This window comes from Mesorhizobium album (assembly GCF_033977205.1).
GTDB classification, from domain to species: domain Bacteria; phylum Pseudomonadota; class Alphaproteobacteria; order Rhizobiales; family Rhizobiaceae; genus Mesorhizobium; species Mesorhizobium album.
Genome location: NZ_JAVIIW010000030.1, coordinates 36,915 through 53,442 on the forward strand (window position 1 = coordinate 36,915; position 16,528 = coordinate 53,442).

Annotated in this window: 15 protein-coding genes and 1 riboswitch; of the genes, 1 reads left to right on the top strand and 14 read right to left on the bottom strand. The window is 67.2% G+C overall.

The window, feature by feature from the left end; all coding sequences use genetic code 11:
* Positions 1–5: 5 nt before the first annotated feature.
* The 6 genes from RFN28_RS23050 to cbiE are packed head-to-tail and all read right to left on the bottom strand — an operon-like array spanning position 6 to position 5,283.
* Positions 6–776 carry an adenosylcobinamide-GDP ribazoletransferase gene (locus RFN28_RS23050; RefSeq protein ID WP_320289523.1) on the bottom strand — a complete coding sequence of 257 codons (771 nt, stop codon included), beginning with the start codon at positions 774–776 and terminating at the stop codon, positions 6–8.
* Entirely contained in the window at positions 773–2,089 is a 1,317-nt protein-coding gene (locus tag RFN28_RS23055; RefSeq protein ID WP_320289524.1) for a cobyrinic acid a,c-diamide synthase CobB, read from the bottom strand. Before RFN28_RS23055 ends, RFN28_RS23050 begins: the two co-directional genes overlap by 4 nt.
* Complete coding sequence (cobA, locus tag RFN28_RS23060) at positions 2,086–2,901, bottom strand: uroporphyrinogen-III C-methyltransferase (RefSeq protein ID WP_430678664.1); 816 nt, start codon at positions 2,899–2,901, stop codon at positions 2,086–2,088. The genes RFN28_RS23055 and cobA overlap by 4 nt, the downstream gene beginning before the upstream one ends.
* On the bottom strand, positions 2,898–3,662 hold the full coding sequence (gene cobM, locus RFN28_RS23065; protein WP_320289525.1) for a precorrin-4 C(11)-methyltransferase: 765 nt from the start codon (positions 3,660–3,662) through the stop codon (positions 2,898–2,900). The genes cobA and cobM overlap by 4 nt, the downstream gene beginning before the upstream one ends.
* Positions 3,659–4,045 (bottom strand): cobalamin biosynthesis protein, encoded by a 387-nt coding sequence (locus RFN28_RS23070; protein WP_320289526.1) that lies wholly within the window; start codon positions 4,043–4,045, stop codon positions 3,659–3,661. Before RFN28_RS23070 ends, cobM begins: the two co-directional genes overlap by 4 nt.
* Entirely contained in the window at positions 4,042–5,283 is a 1,242-nt protein-coding gene (gene cbiE, locus RFN28_RS23075; RefSeq protein ID WP_320289527.1) for a precorrin-6y C5,15-methyltransferase (decarboxylating) subunit CbiE, read from the bottom strand. Before cbiE ends, RFN28_RS23070 begins: the two co-directional genes overlap by 4 nt.
* A 1-nt stretch (position 5,284) precedes the next feature.
* Here cbiE and RFN28_RS23080 point away from each other — a divergent pair, with 1 nt between their 5' ends.
* Positions 5,285–6,052 (top strand): cobalt-precorrin-6A reductase, encoded by a 768-nt coding sequence (locus RFN28_RS23080; RefSeq protein WP_320289561.1) that lies wholly within the window; start codon positions 5,285–5,287, stop codon positions 6,050–6,052.
* Here RFN28_RS23080 and RFN28_RS23085 read toward each other — a convergent pair.
* From RFN28_RS23085 to RFN28_RS23120, 8 genes are all read right to left on the bottom strand, one after another.
* Complete coding sequence (locus RFN28_RS23085) at positions 6,016–6,780, bottom strand: precorrin-3B C(17)-methyltransferase (RefSeq protein WP_320289528.1); 765 nt, start codon at positions 6,778–6,780, stop codon at positions 6,016–6,018. The two genes, RFN28_RS23080 and RFN28_RS23085, sit on opposite strands and share 37 nt — an antisense overlap.
* Positions 6,777–7,535 carry a precorrin-2 C(20)-methyltransferase gene (locus RFN28_RS23090; protein ID WP_320289529.1) on the bottom strand — a complete coding sequence of 253 codons (759 nt, stop codon included), beginning with the start codon at positions 7,533–7,535 and terminating at the stop codon, positions 6,777–6,779. Before RFN28_RS23090 ends, RFN28_RS23085 begins: the two co-directional genes overlap by 4 nt.
* Positions 7,532–8,164, bottom strand: coding sequence for a precorrin-8X methylmutase (locus tag RFN28_RS23095; protein ID WP_320289530.1), 633 nt, complete (start codon positions 8,162–8,164; stop codon positions 7,532–7,534). The genes RFN28_RS23090 and RFN28_RS23095 overlap by 4 nt, the downstream gene beginning before the upstream one ends.
* Positions 8,165–8,166: 2 nt before the next feature.
* Positions 8,167–9,645 carry a precorrin-3B synthase gene (gene cobG / locus RFN28_RS23100; RefSeq protein ID WP_320289531.1) on the bottom strand — a complete coding sequence of 493 codons (1,479 nt, stop codon included), beginning with the start codon at positions 9,643–9,645 and terminating at the stop codon, positions 8,167–8,169.
* Entirely contained in the window at positions 9,642–13,385 is a 3,744-nt protein-coding gene (cobN, locus tag RFN28_RS23105; protein ID WP_320289532.1) for a cobaltochelatase subunit CobN, read from the bottom strand. The genes cobG and cobN overlap by 4 nt, the downstream gene beginning before the upstream one ends.
* Before the next feature lie 17 nt (positions 13,386–13,402).
* The gene (cobW, locus tag RFN28_RS23110) at positions 13,403–14,455 is read right to left on the bottom strand and encodes a cobalamin biosynthesis protein CobW (protein WP_320289533.1); all 1,053 of its coding nucleotides are present in this window, start codon (positions 14,453–14,455) and stop codon (positions 13,403–13,405) included.
* 2 nt (positions 14,456–14,457) lie between these two features.
* Positions 14,458–14,886: a DUF1636 family protein gene (locus tag RFN28_RS23115; protein WP_320289534.1), complete on the bottom strand. Its 429-nt coding sequence runs from the start codon at positions 14,884–14,886 to the stop codon at positions 14,458–14,460.
* Positions 14,887–14,926: 40 nt separating this feature from the next.
* Positions 14,927–15,129, bottom strand: a riboswitch (cobalamin riboswitch).
* A 29-nt stretch (positions 15,130–15,158) separates the two neighbouring features.
* Positions 15,159–16,358 carry a winged helix-turn-helix domain-containing protein gene (locus RFN28_RS23120; RefSeq protein WP_320289535.1) on the bottom strand — a complete coding sequence of 400 codons (1,200 nt, stop codon included), beginning with the start codon at positions 16,356–16,358 and terminating at the stop codon, positions 15,159–15,161.
* Positions 16,359–16,528: the final 170 nt, after the last annotated feature.

Below are 16,528 nucleotides of genomic sequence, written 5' to 3' on the forward strand. Positions count from 1 at the left end.
AAGAGTTAGGGGGATAGGGAAACTGAGGCAACGAGCAGGACTGCGATTTCGCCGAGCTGCTGCAGCGCACCGATCGTGTCGCCGGTCTGGCCGCCGATCTGGCGGAGGCAAAGCGCGCGGAAGGCGGTGAACGAGAGGCCGAGCAGGACGAGCGCGGCAATCGCGCCGCCGAGACCGAGCGCCAGCAGCGCCACGGCACCGAGGGCGGCGCCGATGGCTGCGGTCTCGGCGCTGACGGTGCCCGCATTGGCGGAGAGGCCGTCGGAGCGGGCCGGCGGCAGAAAATGCATGAAGGCGCCGAACAGCCCGCGGGAGGCGGCATGCGCGGCAAGCAGGGCCAGGAAGACATGGCCCGGGCCGACCAGCTCGGACAGCGCGCTCCAGCGGACGAGCAGCGAGATGCCGAGGGCAGCGGCGCCATAGGCGCCGATGCGGCTGTCGCGCATGATCTCAAGCTTCCTCTCGCGGGTCTTGCCGCCGCCAAAGCCATCGGCGATGTCGGAAAACCCATCCTCATGCAGGCAGCCGGTGGCGAGCATCGTCGCTGCGAGTGTGAGCGCGGCGGCCGGACCGGTGGCTACGCCCAGCCCGGAAGCGACAGCGTAGACGAGCGCGCCGATGATGGCGACGGCGAGACCGGCAAAAGGTGCGGCCCAGATCGCGTCCGCAAGGCCGCGGCCGCCGAAATCGCTCGACGGAAGCCTCAACCTGGTGAAGAAGACGAGGCTGAGGCCGATATCGTCAAGCAATTGCCAAGGTGCGGAAGGGCCGCTCATGCGCCCCTCGCAATGGCATGGAAGAAGGTGCCGCTGACATGGCCGCGCCGATAGCCTGATGGGCCGAGCGGATTGCCCTGACCGTCGGCGAGGTCGGCCAGCGGCTCGTCATTGCCGGTGGAGGTCATCTGCGCGTAGTGGAACTCATGGCCGCGCACAAGCGTGCCTTCGCCGCCGAGCGGGCAGGCGGCGCGAAGGCGGGCTTCGCGGTAGCCGAGGTTCATCTTGCGCCTGGCGAAGCTGGTCGAATGGCCGAGCAGGCCAAGCATGTTGTGGCTTTGGCCGTCCGCGTCCTCCAGCGTCTCGCCCAGCACCATGAAGCCGCCGCACTCGCCATGCACGGGCTTCGTCGCGGCGAAGTGCGCCATTCCCGCCCGGAAGTTCGCCGCTGCCGCGAGCTTGCCGGCATGCAGCTCCGGATAGCCGCCGGGCAGCCAGCAGACGTCGCAGTCTTCGGCCGGCGCCTCGTCGGCGAGAGGGGAGAAGCGGACGATCTCGGCGCCCGCCTTGCGCCAATGCGCGGCGACATGCGGATAGAGGAAGGTGAAGGCCGCATCCTCGGCCAGTGCGATACGCTGTCCAGGTGGCTGTAGTGCATCGCCGAAGTCGCCGAACGATGGCTCGAGCGGGGTTGCCAGCGCGAGGATGGCGTCGATATCGAGCGACTTCTCGACCATATCGGCCAGCCGGTCGAGATGCGCCATCAGGTTTTCGTATTCGCCGGCTTGCACGAGGCCGAGATGCCGTTCCGGCAGGTTGAGCGTCGGATCGCGCATGATGGCGCCGACCACCGGCAGGCCGATCGCTTCGATCGCTTCGCCTGACAGTCGCCGGTGGCGTTCGCTGCCCAAGCGGTTGAGCACGACGCCGGCCATACGCACATCCGGATCGTATGTAGCAAAACCCTTGGCGACGACTGCCGCCGTGGTCGACTGACCGGAAACGTCGAGCACCAGAAGCACCGGCAGGCCATAGAGCCGCGCGAGATCTGCGGCCGAACCCGAACGGCCTTCAGGCGCGGGAATGCCGTCGAACAGGCCCATCGCGCTTTCGAGGATGACGTATTCGGCGTCATCTGCCGCCTGACTGGCCAGCGCGTTGAGCAAGGCAGGGGACATTGCCCAGCTATCGAGATTGACGCCGGACAGGCCGGTCGCCGCAGCGTGGAAGCCGGGATCGATATAGTCCGGTCCGGACTTCGCCCCGCGCACCTTCAGGCCGCGCCGAGCGAGCGCGCGCAGCAGCCCGATGGTGACGCTGGTCTTGCCCGAGCCGGAGCGCGGCGCGCCGATGATGATCGCGCGTGCCGTCATGTCTTGCCCGCCAGTGCCGAGCGCATGGTGACGATCTCGCCGACGACAATCAGCGCCGGCGAGGCGAGCCCGGCGGCCGCGGCCTCGTCGGCAATTGTCGCGAGCGTTGCGACGACGATGCGCTCTTGCGGCGTGGTCGCCGCGACGATCACAGCCGCAGGGGTCGAGGGCGCGAGGCCGCCGCCGAGCAGCTTTGCCGCTATCACCGGCAGGTTGGCCATGCCCATATAGACAACGACAGGCTGGCCGGTGCGCGCGATCGCGGCCCAGTCGACGTCGTCATCGGTGCCCGCGGCATGGCCGGTAGCAAGGATGACGGCCTTGTTGATGCCGCGCATGGTGGCTGGAATGCCGGTGGCCGCCAACGCGCTAAGACCGGAGGTCAGGCCCGAGAGCACCCGGAACGGAATGCCCTCCCGCGCCAGCGCCAAAGCTTCTTCGCCGCCGCGGCCGAAAATATAGGGATCGCCGCCCTTCAAGCGCACGACGCGCCGGCCCTCACGGGCAAGACGCACCAGCAGGGCGTTGATGTCGTCCTGCTTCATCGAGGGCTGGCCGCCGCGTTTGCCGGCGTAGAAGAATTCGGCGCCGTCAGCGACCGCCACCACATCGGGCGAGACCAACGCGTCATAGACCAGCGCGTCGCATTGTCCGAGGGCGGCCAGCACCTCCAGCGTCAGGCAGCCGGGATCGCCGGGGCCGGCGCCGGCCAGCCAGACATGGCCGGGCTCCAGCGTGCGCGGCTTGAAGTTCAGCCGCGCCAGCGCCTGCTCCACCGTGACCTGTCCGTTTCTGTTGGCGCTGTCGTTCACAATCCGTCCCGTCCGCGAAAACGCCTTTGGTAATGGGCGTCGTAGAGTGAGCTTTCGCCGAAATCCTGCGCGGCCAAGGCGCTGCCGACGAAGATGATCGCCGTGCGCTCCATCGGGTTTTCCGCCAGCTGCGCTTCGATCGTGCCCAGCGTGCCGGTCAGGATGCGTTCGTCCGGCCAGGAGGCCCGGAAGACGACCGCCACCGGGCACTCTGCGCCGTAAAGCGGCGTCAATTCGGCAACGATGCGGTCGATGGCATGGATGGCGAGGTGAATGGCGAGCGTGGCGCCGGTGCGGCCGAAGCCGGCAAGCGTCTCGCCGGGCGGCATTTTCGAGGCGCGGCCGGAGACTCGTGTCAGAACTAGGCTCTGGGCGAGCTCGGGAATGGTGAGCTCGCGCCGCAGCGCCGCCGCGGCCGCCGCGAAGGAGGGGACGCCCGGCGTCAGCGTGTAGGGGATGGCATGCTTTTCCAGCCGCCTGATCTGCTCGGCCACCGCGCTCCACACCGAAAGATCGCCGGAATGCAGGCGCGCGACGTCCTGGCCGGCCTTGTGGGCGGCAAGATATTCGGCCTCGATCTCGTCGAGCGACATCGGCGCGGTATCGACCAGTTTGGTGCCCGGCACGCAATGCTCGAGCAGTTCCGGCGCGACGATCGAGCCGGCATAGAGGCAGACCGGACAGGATGCCAGCAGCCGGCTGCCGCGCAAGGTGATGAGGTCGGCCGCGCCGGGGCCGGCGCCGATGAAATGGACAGTCATTCAGCACCTCCGCCAAGAGCGATGGCGCAGGTCACCGGGCCGAGCACGGTGCGCGGCCCGAGCAGTTTTGCGCCCTTTCCTGCTGCGGCCAGAGCCGAGGCTTCCGAAACCGACGGCGTGCCGGCATGCGCCTGCGACTCTTCGGATCGGCTGATCGTGCCTGCGGACGCGGCCTGCAATGCATCGTCGGCGACCACGATCACCGGAAGCGAGAGATCACGACCTGCGCGGAAGATCGCATGCTCTTCACGTTTGATTTCGCCGGTCGCCAGCGCCGAAAGCGCTGTCATTGCCAGACCATGCGCTTCGAGCGCGGTTTCGATCGCAGCGCGTACGTCGCGCGCCGTCACGCCCTTCCGGCTGCCGATGCCCGCGACCATCATGGCTTCACCCAGCTCCACTGCATGACCGGCATTGCCGGACGCCAGGCCTGCATGGATCCCACCGGCGCTGCGCGCGAGAGCGCGATGCGGGTGAGATCGCCGCCGCGCCTGTTGTGCTCGCCGAGAAGCAGTGCCTCCATCTCCAGCGTCACCGCGTTGGCGACCAGGCGGCCGCCGGTACGCAGCGCCTTGATCGCCTTGTCCAGCACCCCGGCATCGCTGCCGCCGCCGCCGATGAAGATGGCGTCGGGCGTCTCCAGTTTCGCCAGCGCCTTCGGCGCAGAGCCCTCGATCACGACAAGGCCGGGCACGCCGCAGTGGGACGCGTTGCGGCGGATACGGGCGGCGCGCTCCTTGTCGGCTTCGATGGCAATCGCCCGCATCGAAACATGCGCCAGCATCCATTCGATGCCGATGGAGCCCGAGCCGGCGCCGATGTCCCACAGCAGTTCCCCGCGCCGGGGCGCCAGCGCCGACAGCGTGATGGCGCGGATCTCGCGCTTGGTGATCTGGCCGTCATGCTCGAACAGATGGTCGGCAAGGCCGGTGGTCAAAGGCAGGATGCGCGCATCCGGTGTCGGTTCAATTTCGAGCGCCAGCACGTTGAGCGGGTTGATGTTTTTGAGATCGAAGGCATCGGCGCGAACAGTGCGGCGCGTTTCGTCGGAACCGCCGAGCGCTTCGAGGATCGTCAGCCGCGAAGGACCGAAGCCGAGTTCGTCGAGCAGTGCGGCGATGGCCGCCGGCGCCTCGCCGTCGGATGTGAGCGCCAGGATGCGCGCGCCAGGGTGGAGTGCCGGCCGGATCAGGTCGATCGGGTGGCCATGGAGCGAGATGGTCTCGACATCCTGCAGTGCCCAACCCAGGCGGGAGGCTGCCAGCGACAGCGACGACGGCGCCGGCAGGACCAGCATTTGGTCCGGCCTCACCTTGCGCGCCAGAGTGACGCCGACGCCATGGAAGAACGGGTCGCCGGAAGCAAGCACGCAGACGTTGCGGCCTTTCAACGCCAGCACATCGCGCATTTCGGCGTCGAATGGCGTCGGCCAGGCGCGGCTCTCGCCCTTGGCCAGGGATGAGACCAGCGCCAGGTGCCGCTTGCCGCCGAAGATGACTGCGGCCTCGGCGATCCTGCGCTTGGCCTCGTCGCCGAGACCCGCTACACCGTCCTCGCCGATGCCAACGATGGTCAGCCATTTTTGGGTGAGCTTGGCGCCGCGCGGACCCTTAGCAGGCATGATGACCCACCGTATCCTGATCCTTGGCGGAACGACGGAAGCCCGGCAACTGGCGGGCAAGCTGGCTCGTCGGGCGGATTTCTCGGTCACGCTGTCGCTTGCCGGCCGCACCGAAAGCCCTGTTGCGCAAGGCGTGCCGGTGCGCATGGGCGGCTTCGGCGGCGCGGAAGGGCTGGCTGCCTATCTCGGCCGGGAACACGTGCACCTGCTGATCGACGCCACGCATCCTTACGCGGCGCGCATCTCGGCCAACGCCGCTGAGGCGGCACGGCAAGCCGGCGTGCCGATCCTCGCCCTGCGTCGTCCCGGCTGGGAGCCTGTGGCGGGCGATCGCTGGACACTGGTCGACAATGTCGCTGAAGCGGCGAGGGCGCTTGGTGCGGCACCGCGACGTGTCTTCCTGGCGATCGGCCGGCAGGAGGCCGGCGCCTTCGAGGCAGCTCCGCAGCACTTGTACCTCATCCGCAGCGTCGATCCGGTCGAGCCGAAGCTCGCGGTGCCGGATGCGGTCTACCTGCTGGCGCGCGGGCCGTTTCCTGAGGCGGACGAACGGGCGCTGCTCGAAAAGCATGGCATCGATGCCGTTGTCTCGAAGAACAGCGGCGGCGAGGCGACCTATGGCAAGATCGCCGCGGCCCGGGCGCTCGGCATCGAGGTGGTGATGGTGCGCCGGCCGCCCTTGCCGGACGTTCCTTCGGCCGAGTCCGTCGATCAGCTGGCGGTAATCGTCGATCATTTTTTCGATCCCGTCGCCGAGCGCGGCGTGTAGACAAGCGTGGGCCGCTCGCCGCGCTTGATGATGCGGGTCTCGGGCGAGCCGATGATGATGCAGGTGGCCATGTCGGCCTTTTCCGCGTCGGCATCGGCCAGCAGATAAACCTCGATGCGCTCATCCGGCCGGCCCGCGGCGCGGCCGAAGATCACCGGCGTGGTGCCGGGCAGGATCGCTTTCAGGCATTCGAAAGCGCGGCCGAGCTGCCAGGGCCGCGCCTTGCTGATCGGGTTGTAGAGCGCGATGACGAAACCGGCGCCGGCGGCAGCAAGCAGGCGCAGCTCGATCAGATCCCACGGTTTCAGATTGTCGGAGAGCGAGATGGCGCAGAAATCATGACCGAGCGGCGCGCCGATGCGAGCGGCGACCGCAAGCATGGCGGTGACGCCGGGCACTACCGCGAGGTCGATCGCACGCCATTCTGCCGGTCCGGCTTCGATCGCCTCGCAGACGGCTGCCGCCATGGCGAACACCCCGGGATCGCCGCCGGAAACGACGGCGACATTGTGGCCTTCGGCGGCCTTGGCCAGCGCCTCGTTGGAGCGGGCGAGCTCCTCGCGGTTGTCAGAGGCGATGCGGATCTGGTCCTCTCGCAGCTCGAGCCGGTCGAGATAGGGCTTGTAGCCATAGAAGAAGGAAGCCTCGGCCACGGCACGGCTTGCCTCAGGCGTGACCTGGTCGGCGTTGCCGGGCCCGAGACCGATGACGGTGAGACGGCCGCTCATGGCTTTGCTCCGGGGGCTCCGGGACGGGCGGACCAGCCGGCGACCAGAACGATGGCGAAATAGGGCGCCTTGTCGTCCGGCTTTTCGGCGAGCCGCATGGAGACGCTGCCTGGCATGGTGCCGCGCTCGACATAGACCGCCTTCGCCAGCTTGCCGGTCGCTTCCAGTGCGCGCCGGATCTTTGGCAGGTTGCGGCCGACTTTCATGATCACGGCGGCATCGGTGTCGGCCAGCCGTCGCGTCAGCTCGAACTCGCTCATCGTGCCCGGCAGCACGGTCAGCACGTCGTCGCCCTGCACGATCGGCAGGCCGGTGGCCGACCAGCAGCCGGACATGGCGGTGATGCCGGGAATGACCTCGGTCGGGAAGCGGTGGGCCAACCGGACATGCAGATGCATGTAGGAGCCGTAGAAGAGCGGATCGCCTTCCGACAGCACCGCAACCATCCTGCCGGCGCTGAGATGCCCGGCGACCTGTTCGGCCGATTGCTCATAGAAATCCGTGATCTGCGAACGGTAGTCGTCGTGATCCTTGTCGATCTCCGTCGTCACCGGATAGAGCAGCGGCAGCTCGATCATATCCGGCCGGAAGCGCGCCTCGACGATCGCGCGCGCGTTGCTGTTGTTGCCGCGCTTGGCGAAATAGGCGACCACGTCGGCTTCGGCCAGCGCGCGCGCTGCCTTCAGCGTCAAAAGCTCCGGATCGCCGGGTCCGGTGCCGACGCCGACGAGGCGGCCTTTCACAATCGCGTTCACAGTCCCGGCCTCGCCAATGCGTTGAGCGCGGCGGCCGTCATGGCGCTGCCGCCCAGCCTGCCGCGCACGATGGCATAGGGCACGCCGTATGAATTCTCGGCCAGCGCATCCTTGGATTCGGCAGCCCCCACGAAACCGACCGGCATGCCGATGATCGCCGCCGGCTTCGGCGCGCCGTCGCGCAGCTTTTCGAGCAGATAGAAGAGCGCGGTCGGCGCATTGCCGATGGCGACGACCGATCCGGCCATGCGCTCGCCCCAGAGGTCGATCGCGGCGGCCGAGCGCGTGTTGCCGATTTCCTTGGCGATCTCGGTGGTGCGCGGGTCGCGCAGCGTGCAGATCACCTTGTTGCCGGCAGGCAGCCGAGCGCGCGTGACGCCGTGGGAGACCATCTCGGCATCGCAGAAGATCGGCGCGCCGGCGGCAAGGGCGGTCCGCGCAGCGGCAACGAAACCGCTGGAGAAGATGAAATGGCTGGCGGCCTCGACCTGGCCGCAGGCATGGATCATGCGGATCGCGACATCGGCTTCCGCCTCTGAAAAGCGCGACAGATCCGTCTCGGCGCGGATGATGGCGAAAGAGCGCTCGTAGATCGCCATCCCGTCATGGATATAGTCGTAGGCGGCCATTTTCAGTTCCGTCGATAGAGTTCAGCGATGTCGGCCGCGCCCAGCCTTGCCAAGCAGGCGGCGGCAGTCTCGCCGGGATGGCGTGCGTTGGCGATCGCCGCCGCAATACTGGCGACCCCGCGCGCGGCGTCATAGCCCGGCCTGTATCCGGCAGGAAGGGCCTTTGCCGTCCCGTCCACGACAAGTCCGGCTCCTTTTTCGTCGCCGACCAGGGTCAGCGCCGCCCGCCCAGGATGGGCGCAGCCCTTGGCGCAGCCGGAGATGTGCAGGGTGAGCGAGGTATCGAACAGGTCGGCGCTTTCCTTTGCGATCGCCTCCGCGATGGCGCGGGTGGCGATGCGGCCAGAAGCGCAGGCCGGCGCACCCGGGCAGGCGGCGATGCGGGTGCGTGGGTCGGCTGGGTCGGTGACCAAGCCGAGGGCGGATGCAGCGGCTTGGAGCGTCGGGCACGCGGAAGAGGAGAGGCCGAGGAAAAGCAGGGCGCGGCCGGGCGCGGGGCGGATTTCGGACGAGCCGAGGTTCGCGGCCTGTTTGGCAAGGTTGATAAGATTCTGCGCCGGCATGCTGCCGAAGGGCAGGCCGATGCCGAGAGCGTGGTTGTCCGCGAGACCGAAGGTGCCAATGGGATTTCTCGCAGGCCGGCGTTCCTGCGCACCCCCCTCTGTCCTGCCGGACATCTCCCCCGCAAGGGGGGAGATTGCTCCCTCATTTCGGCCTTCGCTAATCGCCAGCGACGCAAGAAAGGAGCCGTCGGCGGAACTGCCGATCTCCCCCCTTGCGGGGGAGATGTCCGGCAGGACAGAGGGGGGTGGGACGGAGTGCCAGCTTGCGAGCGAGTTGAGCTGTCTCTCCGACAAATGCCGCGTATGGACCTCACGGCCTTTTTCAGCAACCATCCGGAGTGCTGCAACAGTGATGTCCTGGGCAGCATCTTCTTCGACCACCGCGAGCGGCTTTGCACTGCGCTCATCGCCGGCAACCGACACGCTCCAGTGGACGCCCGCTGTGGCCCGCACCGCCTTCAGCCTCACATCGGCCGTCAGCGCATCCATGCCCAACTGCCCGCCGCCGTCGACAACCACCGACACCTTCGGCCCCAGTCGCGGCGTCAGCCCAGCCTCCTCGATCGCCGCCCTGACCCGCTCGGCCAGCGGGCGCGGGTCGGCGATCTCGCGCGGATCGATGCCCGCCAACGGTCCGATCTCGACAGGCACGCCCGTGCGCACCGCAATGCCAAGTGCATCCACCTCCGCCGCCAGCAGCCGCGCGCTTTCCGCCGTCAGGCCGCGGATCTGCAGGCTGCCGCGGGCGGTCACTTCCATGATGCCGTTGCCGTGGCGCAGGGCGGATTCGCAGAGTCCGATCAGCGACTTGGGCGAAAGTCCTCCAGCGACTGGATTGAGCCGCACCAGAAGCCCATCGCCGGTCTGCATCGGCGCACTGAGGGCAGGGCAGGCGCCGCGTCGGGAAAATGCGTTCATGCCGCCACTCCTTGCGCCTCGGCGATCAAGGCGGTGAGATCGTCGTCGATGGAGTTGCGAAGCGGATGCCAAAGCCCGCGCCGCCGCGCCGACAAGAACCGCTCGGCGATGACCTTCGCAGCGGCCGGGTTCTCGCGCAGCAGGAAGGCGCGGACTTCCGCGTCTCCGAGATAGGCGTTGTGCACGGCTTCGATCAGCGAGCCCGAAATGGCATGCGTGGTCTCGGCGAAGCCGATGAGACGGTCGACCGTCTCGGCGAATTCAGAGGCGCCGCGTGGACCGTGGCGCATCTGGCCAGCGATGAAGCGCGGGTTGACGGCGCGCGCTCGCACCACTCTGGCTACGGCCTCGCCGACCGAACGCGGCTTCGGCTTCTTCGGATCGGTCGTGTCGAGCACGATGACATCGGCATTCCTGCCGAGCGCGGCAAGCGCCGCCGAAAATCCGCCTATAAAGGCGACATCCGCCGAGCCTTCGAGGATGTCACGGCCGGGATCGTCGCCGGTGTGAACGAGGAGATCGGCTTCGGCGATGCGATCCTCGAAGGCGCCGGGGGCGGAAATCGCTTCGCCGTCGGCGCCGCCATAGGCGTGCGAGGTGGCCTCGAGATAGGCGCGGCCGATCTCCTCGCGCACGCCCCATTCGCCGCGCGACAGCAGATCCTCGACGCCGGCTCCATAGGTGCCGGGCGAGGTGCCGAAAATGCGCGGACCGACCTTGCCCGCGGCGCGGGTCGCGGCGGCGAGGGGATTTTCGGTATCATCCTCGTCACGGCTGGCAACCGCGCTGGCGGCGGCGTCGATCAGCGCGATCTGGGTCGGGAACATGTCGCGGAACAGGCCGGAAATGCGCCAGGTAACGTCGACGCGCGGGCGGCCGAGCGCTGCCGGCGGCAGCACCTCGATGCCGGTGACGCGCCCCGTCGCGGCATCCCACTGCGGTCGGCAGCCCATCAGCGCCAAGCCTTGCGCGATCTCTTCGCCGCCGGTGCGCAGCGAGGCCGAGCCCCAAAGGTCGATGACCAGCGAGCGCGGCCAGTCGCCATGGCTCTGCATATAGCTGCGCACGACTTCTTCCGCCGCTACCTGGCCGAGATCATAGGCGGTTGGTGTTGGCATGGTGCGCGGGTCGGAGGTGAAGAGGTTACGGCCGGTGGGCAGCACGTCGGAACGGCCGCGCGCCGGCGCGCCGGCCGGCCCGGCCTTGACGTGGCGGCCGTCGAGCGCGGCAAGCAGGGCAGCCTTTTCGGCCTCCGCGCTTTTCTTCCGCAGCGGATCGGCTTCGTCTTCCGGCGCGCGGCCGTAGACATGCAGCCCGTCCTTCACCGCGAAATCCTTGAGGTCGCAGAGCCAGGCGTCGATGCGGCGCAGCGCCTCGTCCGGCGCATCGGTGCCGGCAACGCCGGCTTCCGCTGCAAGTCCGGACTTCTGTGCGGTCTCGACGATCAGCTTGGCCAGGCGATCGCGGCGGCGGCGGTCGAGCCCATCGGCCTGCGCATATTCGTCGACCAGCCGCTCGAGCCTCTGTTGCGCCTCGTCGAGCCCGGCGCCGGTCAGTGGCGGCGGCAGATGACCGAGCGTGACGGCCGAAATGCGGCGCTTGGCCTGCGCGGCCTCGCCGGGATTGGAGACGATGAAAGGATAGATGACCGGCAACGAGCCGGTGACGATCTCGGGAAAGCAGGTGTCGGAAAGCGCGACCGTCTTGCCCGGCAGCCATTCGAGCGTGCCGTGGGCGCCGACATGGACGATGGCATCCACGCCGAGCGATTTCCGCAGCCAGAGGCCGAAGGCGATCAACTCGTGGCGGGGCGGCAGGGTCGGGTCATGGTAGTCGGCGCGGCGGTCGGCCGAGCGGCCGCGATCGGGGGCCAAGGCGACGGTGACGTTGCCGAAGGTGGCGGCGCGGAAGGGGAAAGTTGTCAAGGTCGCCGCTTGAACACCCCCCTCTGTCCTGCCGGACATCTCCCCCACAAGGGGGGAGATTGTGCTCTCATTTCTGCTTTCGCCAACCTCCACCGTTGCAAGGGCGAGCGGAGCGCTCGAGCTGCTAATCTCCCCCCTTGCGGGGGAGATGTCCGGGAGGACAGAGGGGGGTGCCTCGCGCAGCCCTGTCCCGTCTTCCGCCTTACCCCATGCCGCATCTACAGCATCGATAGCCGCCGTCGGCAATCCAGTTGCGAAGGAGAGGTAGTCGTCCAGGCTCAACTCGTGCTCAGCAACCTCCAACGCGTTCAGCAATTCACGCGGCGATTGCGGAATCTCTTCAACCGCATAGCCCTGTTCTTTCAGGTCATGCAGCATGGCGAGCACGCTCGACGGCACATCAAGCCCAACGGCATAGCCTGTACGCCCTGGCGCGCTCGGATAGTCGGGGATCAGGATCGCCAGCTTGCGCTCGGCTCGCGCCGTCTGCTGCAGGCGAATGGACGCCGCGATGCGCTTGGCGACCTGTGCGACACGGTCAGCCTCCGGCCGGTTGGCGAAGGCGCGGAAGGCCAGCGCGGGGTCGGTTTCAACCTCGCCCTTGAAGGAAATCGCGCCGGCGAGGATGCGGCCGTCGAGTTCGGGCAGAACGACATGCATGGCAAGGTCGGCGGGCGCCAGGCCGCGCTGGTTCTTCTCCCAGACCTCGCGCCTCGTCGTGGCGACGATGACCTGGAAGACCGGCACGCCGGCGCGGTCGAACAGGGTTTCCGAGCCAGGCTCGGCGCCGGAGGCAAAGGCGGTGGCGGTGATGACGGCGGCAGGGTTCAGCGATGCGAGGGCGGTTTCGACAAAGGCCAAGGACGCCGGATCCTTAAGGCTGGAAACGAAGATCGGCACTGGCTCCATGCCCTGCGAGCGTAGTGCGTCAACGAGTGCGTCGATTGGCGCAATATCTGCCGCGAGCAGCATCGAACGGTAGAACAGGATCGGGATGATAGGGGAGCCGAGATTGTCGGCGCCGAGTTCCTTCACACCCCCCTCTGGCCTGCCGGCCATCTCCCCCGCAAGGGGGGAGATTGAGTTGTCATTGATGCTTTCGCCAATCACAGACGTCGCAGGAGGTTTTGTCGTCGATTTTTCAGAAAAGGCGACGGAGCCGGTGACGGCTGATCTCCCCCCTTGCGGGGGAGATGTCCGGCAGGACAGAGGGGGGTGCGAAGGAACGCCGACGTTTGAAAGGTCCGGCCTCTCCACGACGCCCAGTCCAGCTTGATAGTACCCCGCCTTCGGCACTTCAACCGGCTCGGTCACCGCCGCGTCCGACCCCGCCAGCCGCGCCAACCTCTTCACCAGCGCGCTCATATTGGCCGGGCCGCCTTCGCGGAAATAGCCGAGCAGGGCGTCGAGCTCGGCGCGCGGCAGGGTCGAGCCTTCGATCAGTCGCTGGTCCTCGTTATGGCTTTCGCCCGGCAGCAGCGCCAGCTTGATGCCGCGCTCGCGCGCGACCGCCGCAAGCTGGTCGCAGCCGTAGCGCCACCAGTCGTAGCCGCCGAGGATGCGGACGAGAACGACTTTGGCATGGCGGGCGACGCTGTCGATCCAGAGATCGACCGACATCGGATGGCGCAGATCGCGCAACGCGGCCAGCCGCATCGACGGCAGCCGTTCGGCGTCAGTCTTCCAGGCTGCGGCCAGTCCGGCGAGATCGCTGTCGGTGAAGGACAGCGCCACGACATCCGCAGGCGTCTGCCTGAGATCGATCGGCTCGGCGAGATCGTCGAGCGAGGAGGATGTCGTGGTGAGGATATGCATCGCTTTTCGCGTTGGCCTCAGCCGGCAAGGATACGCTCGACCGCCGGGCGGTTCAGCCCCTTGAGCCCGATGACGACGAGCCGCGAGCGGCGGTCGTCCTCAGCCGTCCAGGCGCGGTCGTAATAGTGGTTGACGCGCGGGCCGACGGCCTGGAGCAGCAGCCGCATAGGCTTGTCCCCGACCTCGACGAAGCCTTTGACGCGCAGCACGTTTTCCTGCTCGGCGGCAAGGGCGACGCGCTTTGCCAGCTCGTCCGGATGCGAAATCGATGGGATATCGATAACGAAGGAGTCAAAATCGTCATGCTCGTGGTCGAGCTCGTCGTCGTGATGCGTCTTGCGGTTCTCGATATCGTCCTCGACGGCGAGGCCGAGGCCGAGCAGCACCGACGGATCGACCTTGCCGTGCGTGGTCGGCACGACCTTCACGGCGCGCGCTACATGCTCGCCGATGACGGCATTGGCACGGGCCGAGCCCGCCGCATCCATCAGGTCGCTCTTCGACAGGATGATCAGGTCGGCGCAGGCGATCTGGTCCTCGAACACCTCCTCGACCGGATCGTCATGGTCGAGCGAATCGTCCGCGGCGCGCTGCGCCTGCAGGGCGTCCATATCGGAGGCGACGCGGCCGTCGGCCAGTGCCGGGCCATCGACCACGGCGATGACGCCATCGACCGTCACGCGGCTCTTCACTGTCGGCCACTGGAAAGCCTGGACGAGCGGCTTCGGCAAAGCGAGGCCGGAGGTCTCGATCAGGATGTGGTCGACCTTCGGCGTGCGCGACAGGATCTGATCGAGCGCCGGCACGAAATCGTCGGCGACGGTGCAGCAGATGCAGCCATTGGCGAGCTCGACGATGTTTTCCTCCGGGCAGGTGTCGATGCCGCAGCCTTTCAGGATCTCGCCGTCGATGCCGACATCGCCGAACTCGTTTACGATGATCGCCAGCCGCTTGCCCTTGGAATTTTCGAGCAGGTTGCGGATCAGCGTCGTCTTGCCGGCGCCGAGAAAGCCGGTGACGACGGTGCAGGGAACACGGGAGAAGTTGCCGGACGAATCTGGGGCGTTCATGGTCAGTCTTTCAGCATGTCGAGGGGAGGGACGCGGGCAACCAGGCCACGCTTGAGGGAATCTGGCCGGCCACGCCAGGGAATGAGGCCGTCGGTCGAGGTAGCAAAGAGTTTTGCGCCGGCGACGAGATCTGGGCCGCTGGTCGTGTCCAAGTCGCCGAAGACGTAGCTCCAGCAGCCGTCGCGAAGCAGTGCGGCGCTCAGGCGGCGCTTGCAGTTGCCGAGGCATTCGACGGTGCGGATGCGGATCTCCTGGCCCGAAGCGGCGCGGCGTGCGTCCGCGGCAAGGAGTGTGCCTGCGCGCGGATGCGCGTCCGAGCCGGTTTCGTCGCGGCAAGAGGAGCAGACGATGACGGTTACTTCCGCCAACGCGTAGCCGGGCTCGGATGGAATGTCCGCGATATTAGCCGGAAGACTGTCGTTGCGATCCAAAACCAGGCTCCTTGCCCGGAAAACCCGCCGGACGATCGGATACTTAAAGTCTCAGACGGCAGGTCTCCTGGCTCGCGGGTCATCGCCTTGGCGCCGCCTTCCCGGGAATATCCCAGTGGCTTTCGGCTGAGGCTCATCGCTCACAGTTGCGGGGACAGCCGCGGATTTGGGCTTTTTGCCCGCACCGCATTCCCTCTTGGCTCCTCCCTTTGCCGGGAGAAGACCGTCTGTGGCGGATTTAGGCTTAGAGCTATCCGGCTGTCAACGCGCGGCTACGACACCGAAATGTCGGCCAGCGCCGGGCCGAGGTCGCCGGCCGGCGCGACTTCGATGCGCTCCAATCCAAGCCAGCCCTGCATCTGCTTCAGTTCCTCGACGAGCTGCGCGGCCGTCTCCGGCGGCGCTCCGGCCTCAGCATAGGCGGCGTGGACACGGAGAACACTTGCAGGGCGGTCGGCTCTCAGATCGACACGGGCGACGATCCGGTCGCCAAGGAGGAAGGGCAGCACGTAATAGCCATACTGGCGCTTTTCGGCCGGCGTATAGATCTCGATGCGGTAGCGGAAGCCGAACAGCTTTTCCGTCCGAGTGCGCTCGAAGACGACGGGATCGAAAGGAGCAAGCAGGGCACGCGCCGCGATCCGGCGCGGAAAGCGGGCATCCTTGTGGAGATAGGCGGTCTTATCCCAACCTTCGACGCGCACCGGCAGCAGCTCGCCCGCCTCGACCAGTTCCTCGATGCGGTCTTTGGTGTCGCCCGGCGCCAGGCGGAAATAGTCGCGCAGGTCGCCATACGTGGCGATGCCATGGGCGCGCGCGGACATGCGCAGCAATTCGCGGTGCGCGTCCTCGACGGAGGGCACGGGCAGATCCAGCACAGACTGTGGCAGAACACGCTCCGGCAGATCGTAATAGCGCTCGAAGCCGCGCCGGTAGGCGGTGGTGATGCGCCCGGCCCAGAACAGCCATTCGAAGGCATGCTTGGCCTCGCTCCACCCCCACCAGCCGCCGTTGCCCTTGTGGCCTTCGATGTCGGAGGCGGCGATCGGTCCGCGTTCGGCTACCTCTTTATAAATCTCGTCGATCATCTCCTTGCGCTCGCGGCCCCACTTGGCGAGGCCGAGATACATCTCCTCGCCGCGTTCGGCGCGCTGCATGCGCCAGCGCATCAGCGGATAGGTCTCAACCGGCAGGAAAGAGGCTTCATGCGCCCAATATTCGAAGACGGCGCGCTTGCGGGTGCGTGCGGCATTGTCGAGCAGCGCCAGCGGGTAAGGGCCGAGACGCGAATAGAGCGGCATGTAATGGGCGCGCACCACCGCGCTGACAGAATCGATCTGGAGCAGGCCGGTCCGGGAGAGCACGCGGGCGAGGTGCCGGCGGTTGGGCTCGCCGGCCGGGCGAGGGTCGGTGAAGCCCTGCGCACCGAGCGCGATGCGCCTGGCCATGGCGAGCGAAATCGTTTCCTTCATCAGGCTATCCCGTTACCCCTGATCCTTTGCCGGCATTTCCAGCGGGCGATTCATGTCATGCTAGCAGGCAAATGGCGGGAGATATGTCAGGAGAGAAAAGTGGAGTAAAAAACGAAGGAAATCAAACAGGAGCGGATCGGACCAGTTTCTTCGGATATGGCGCCCAGGGC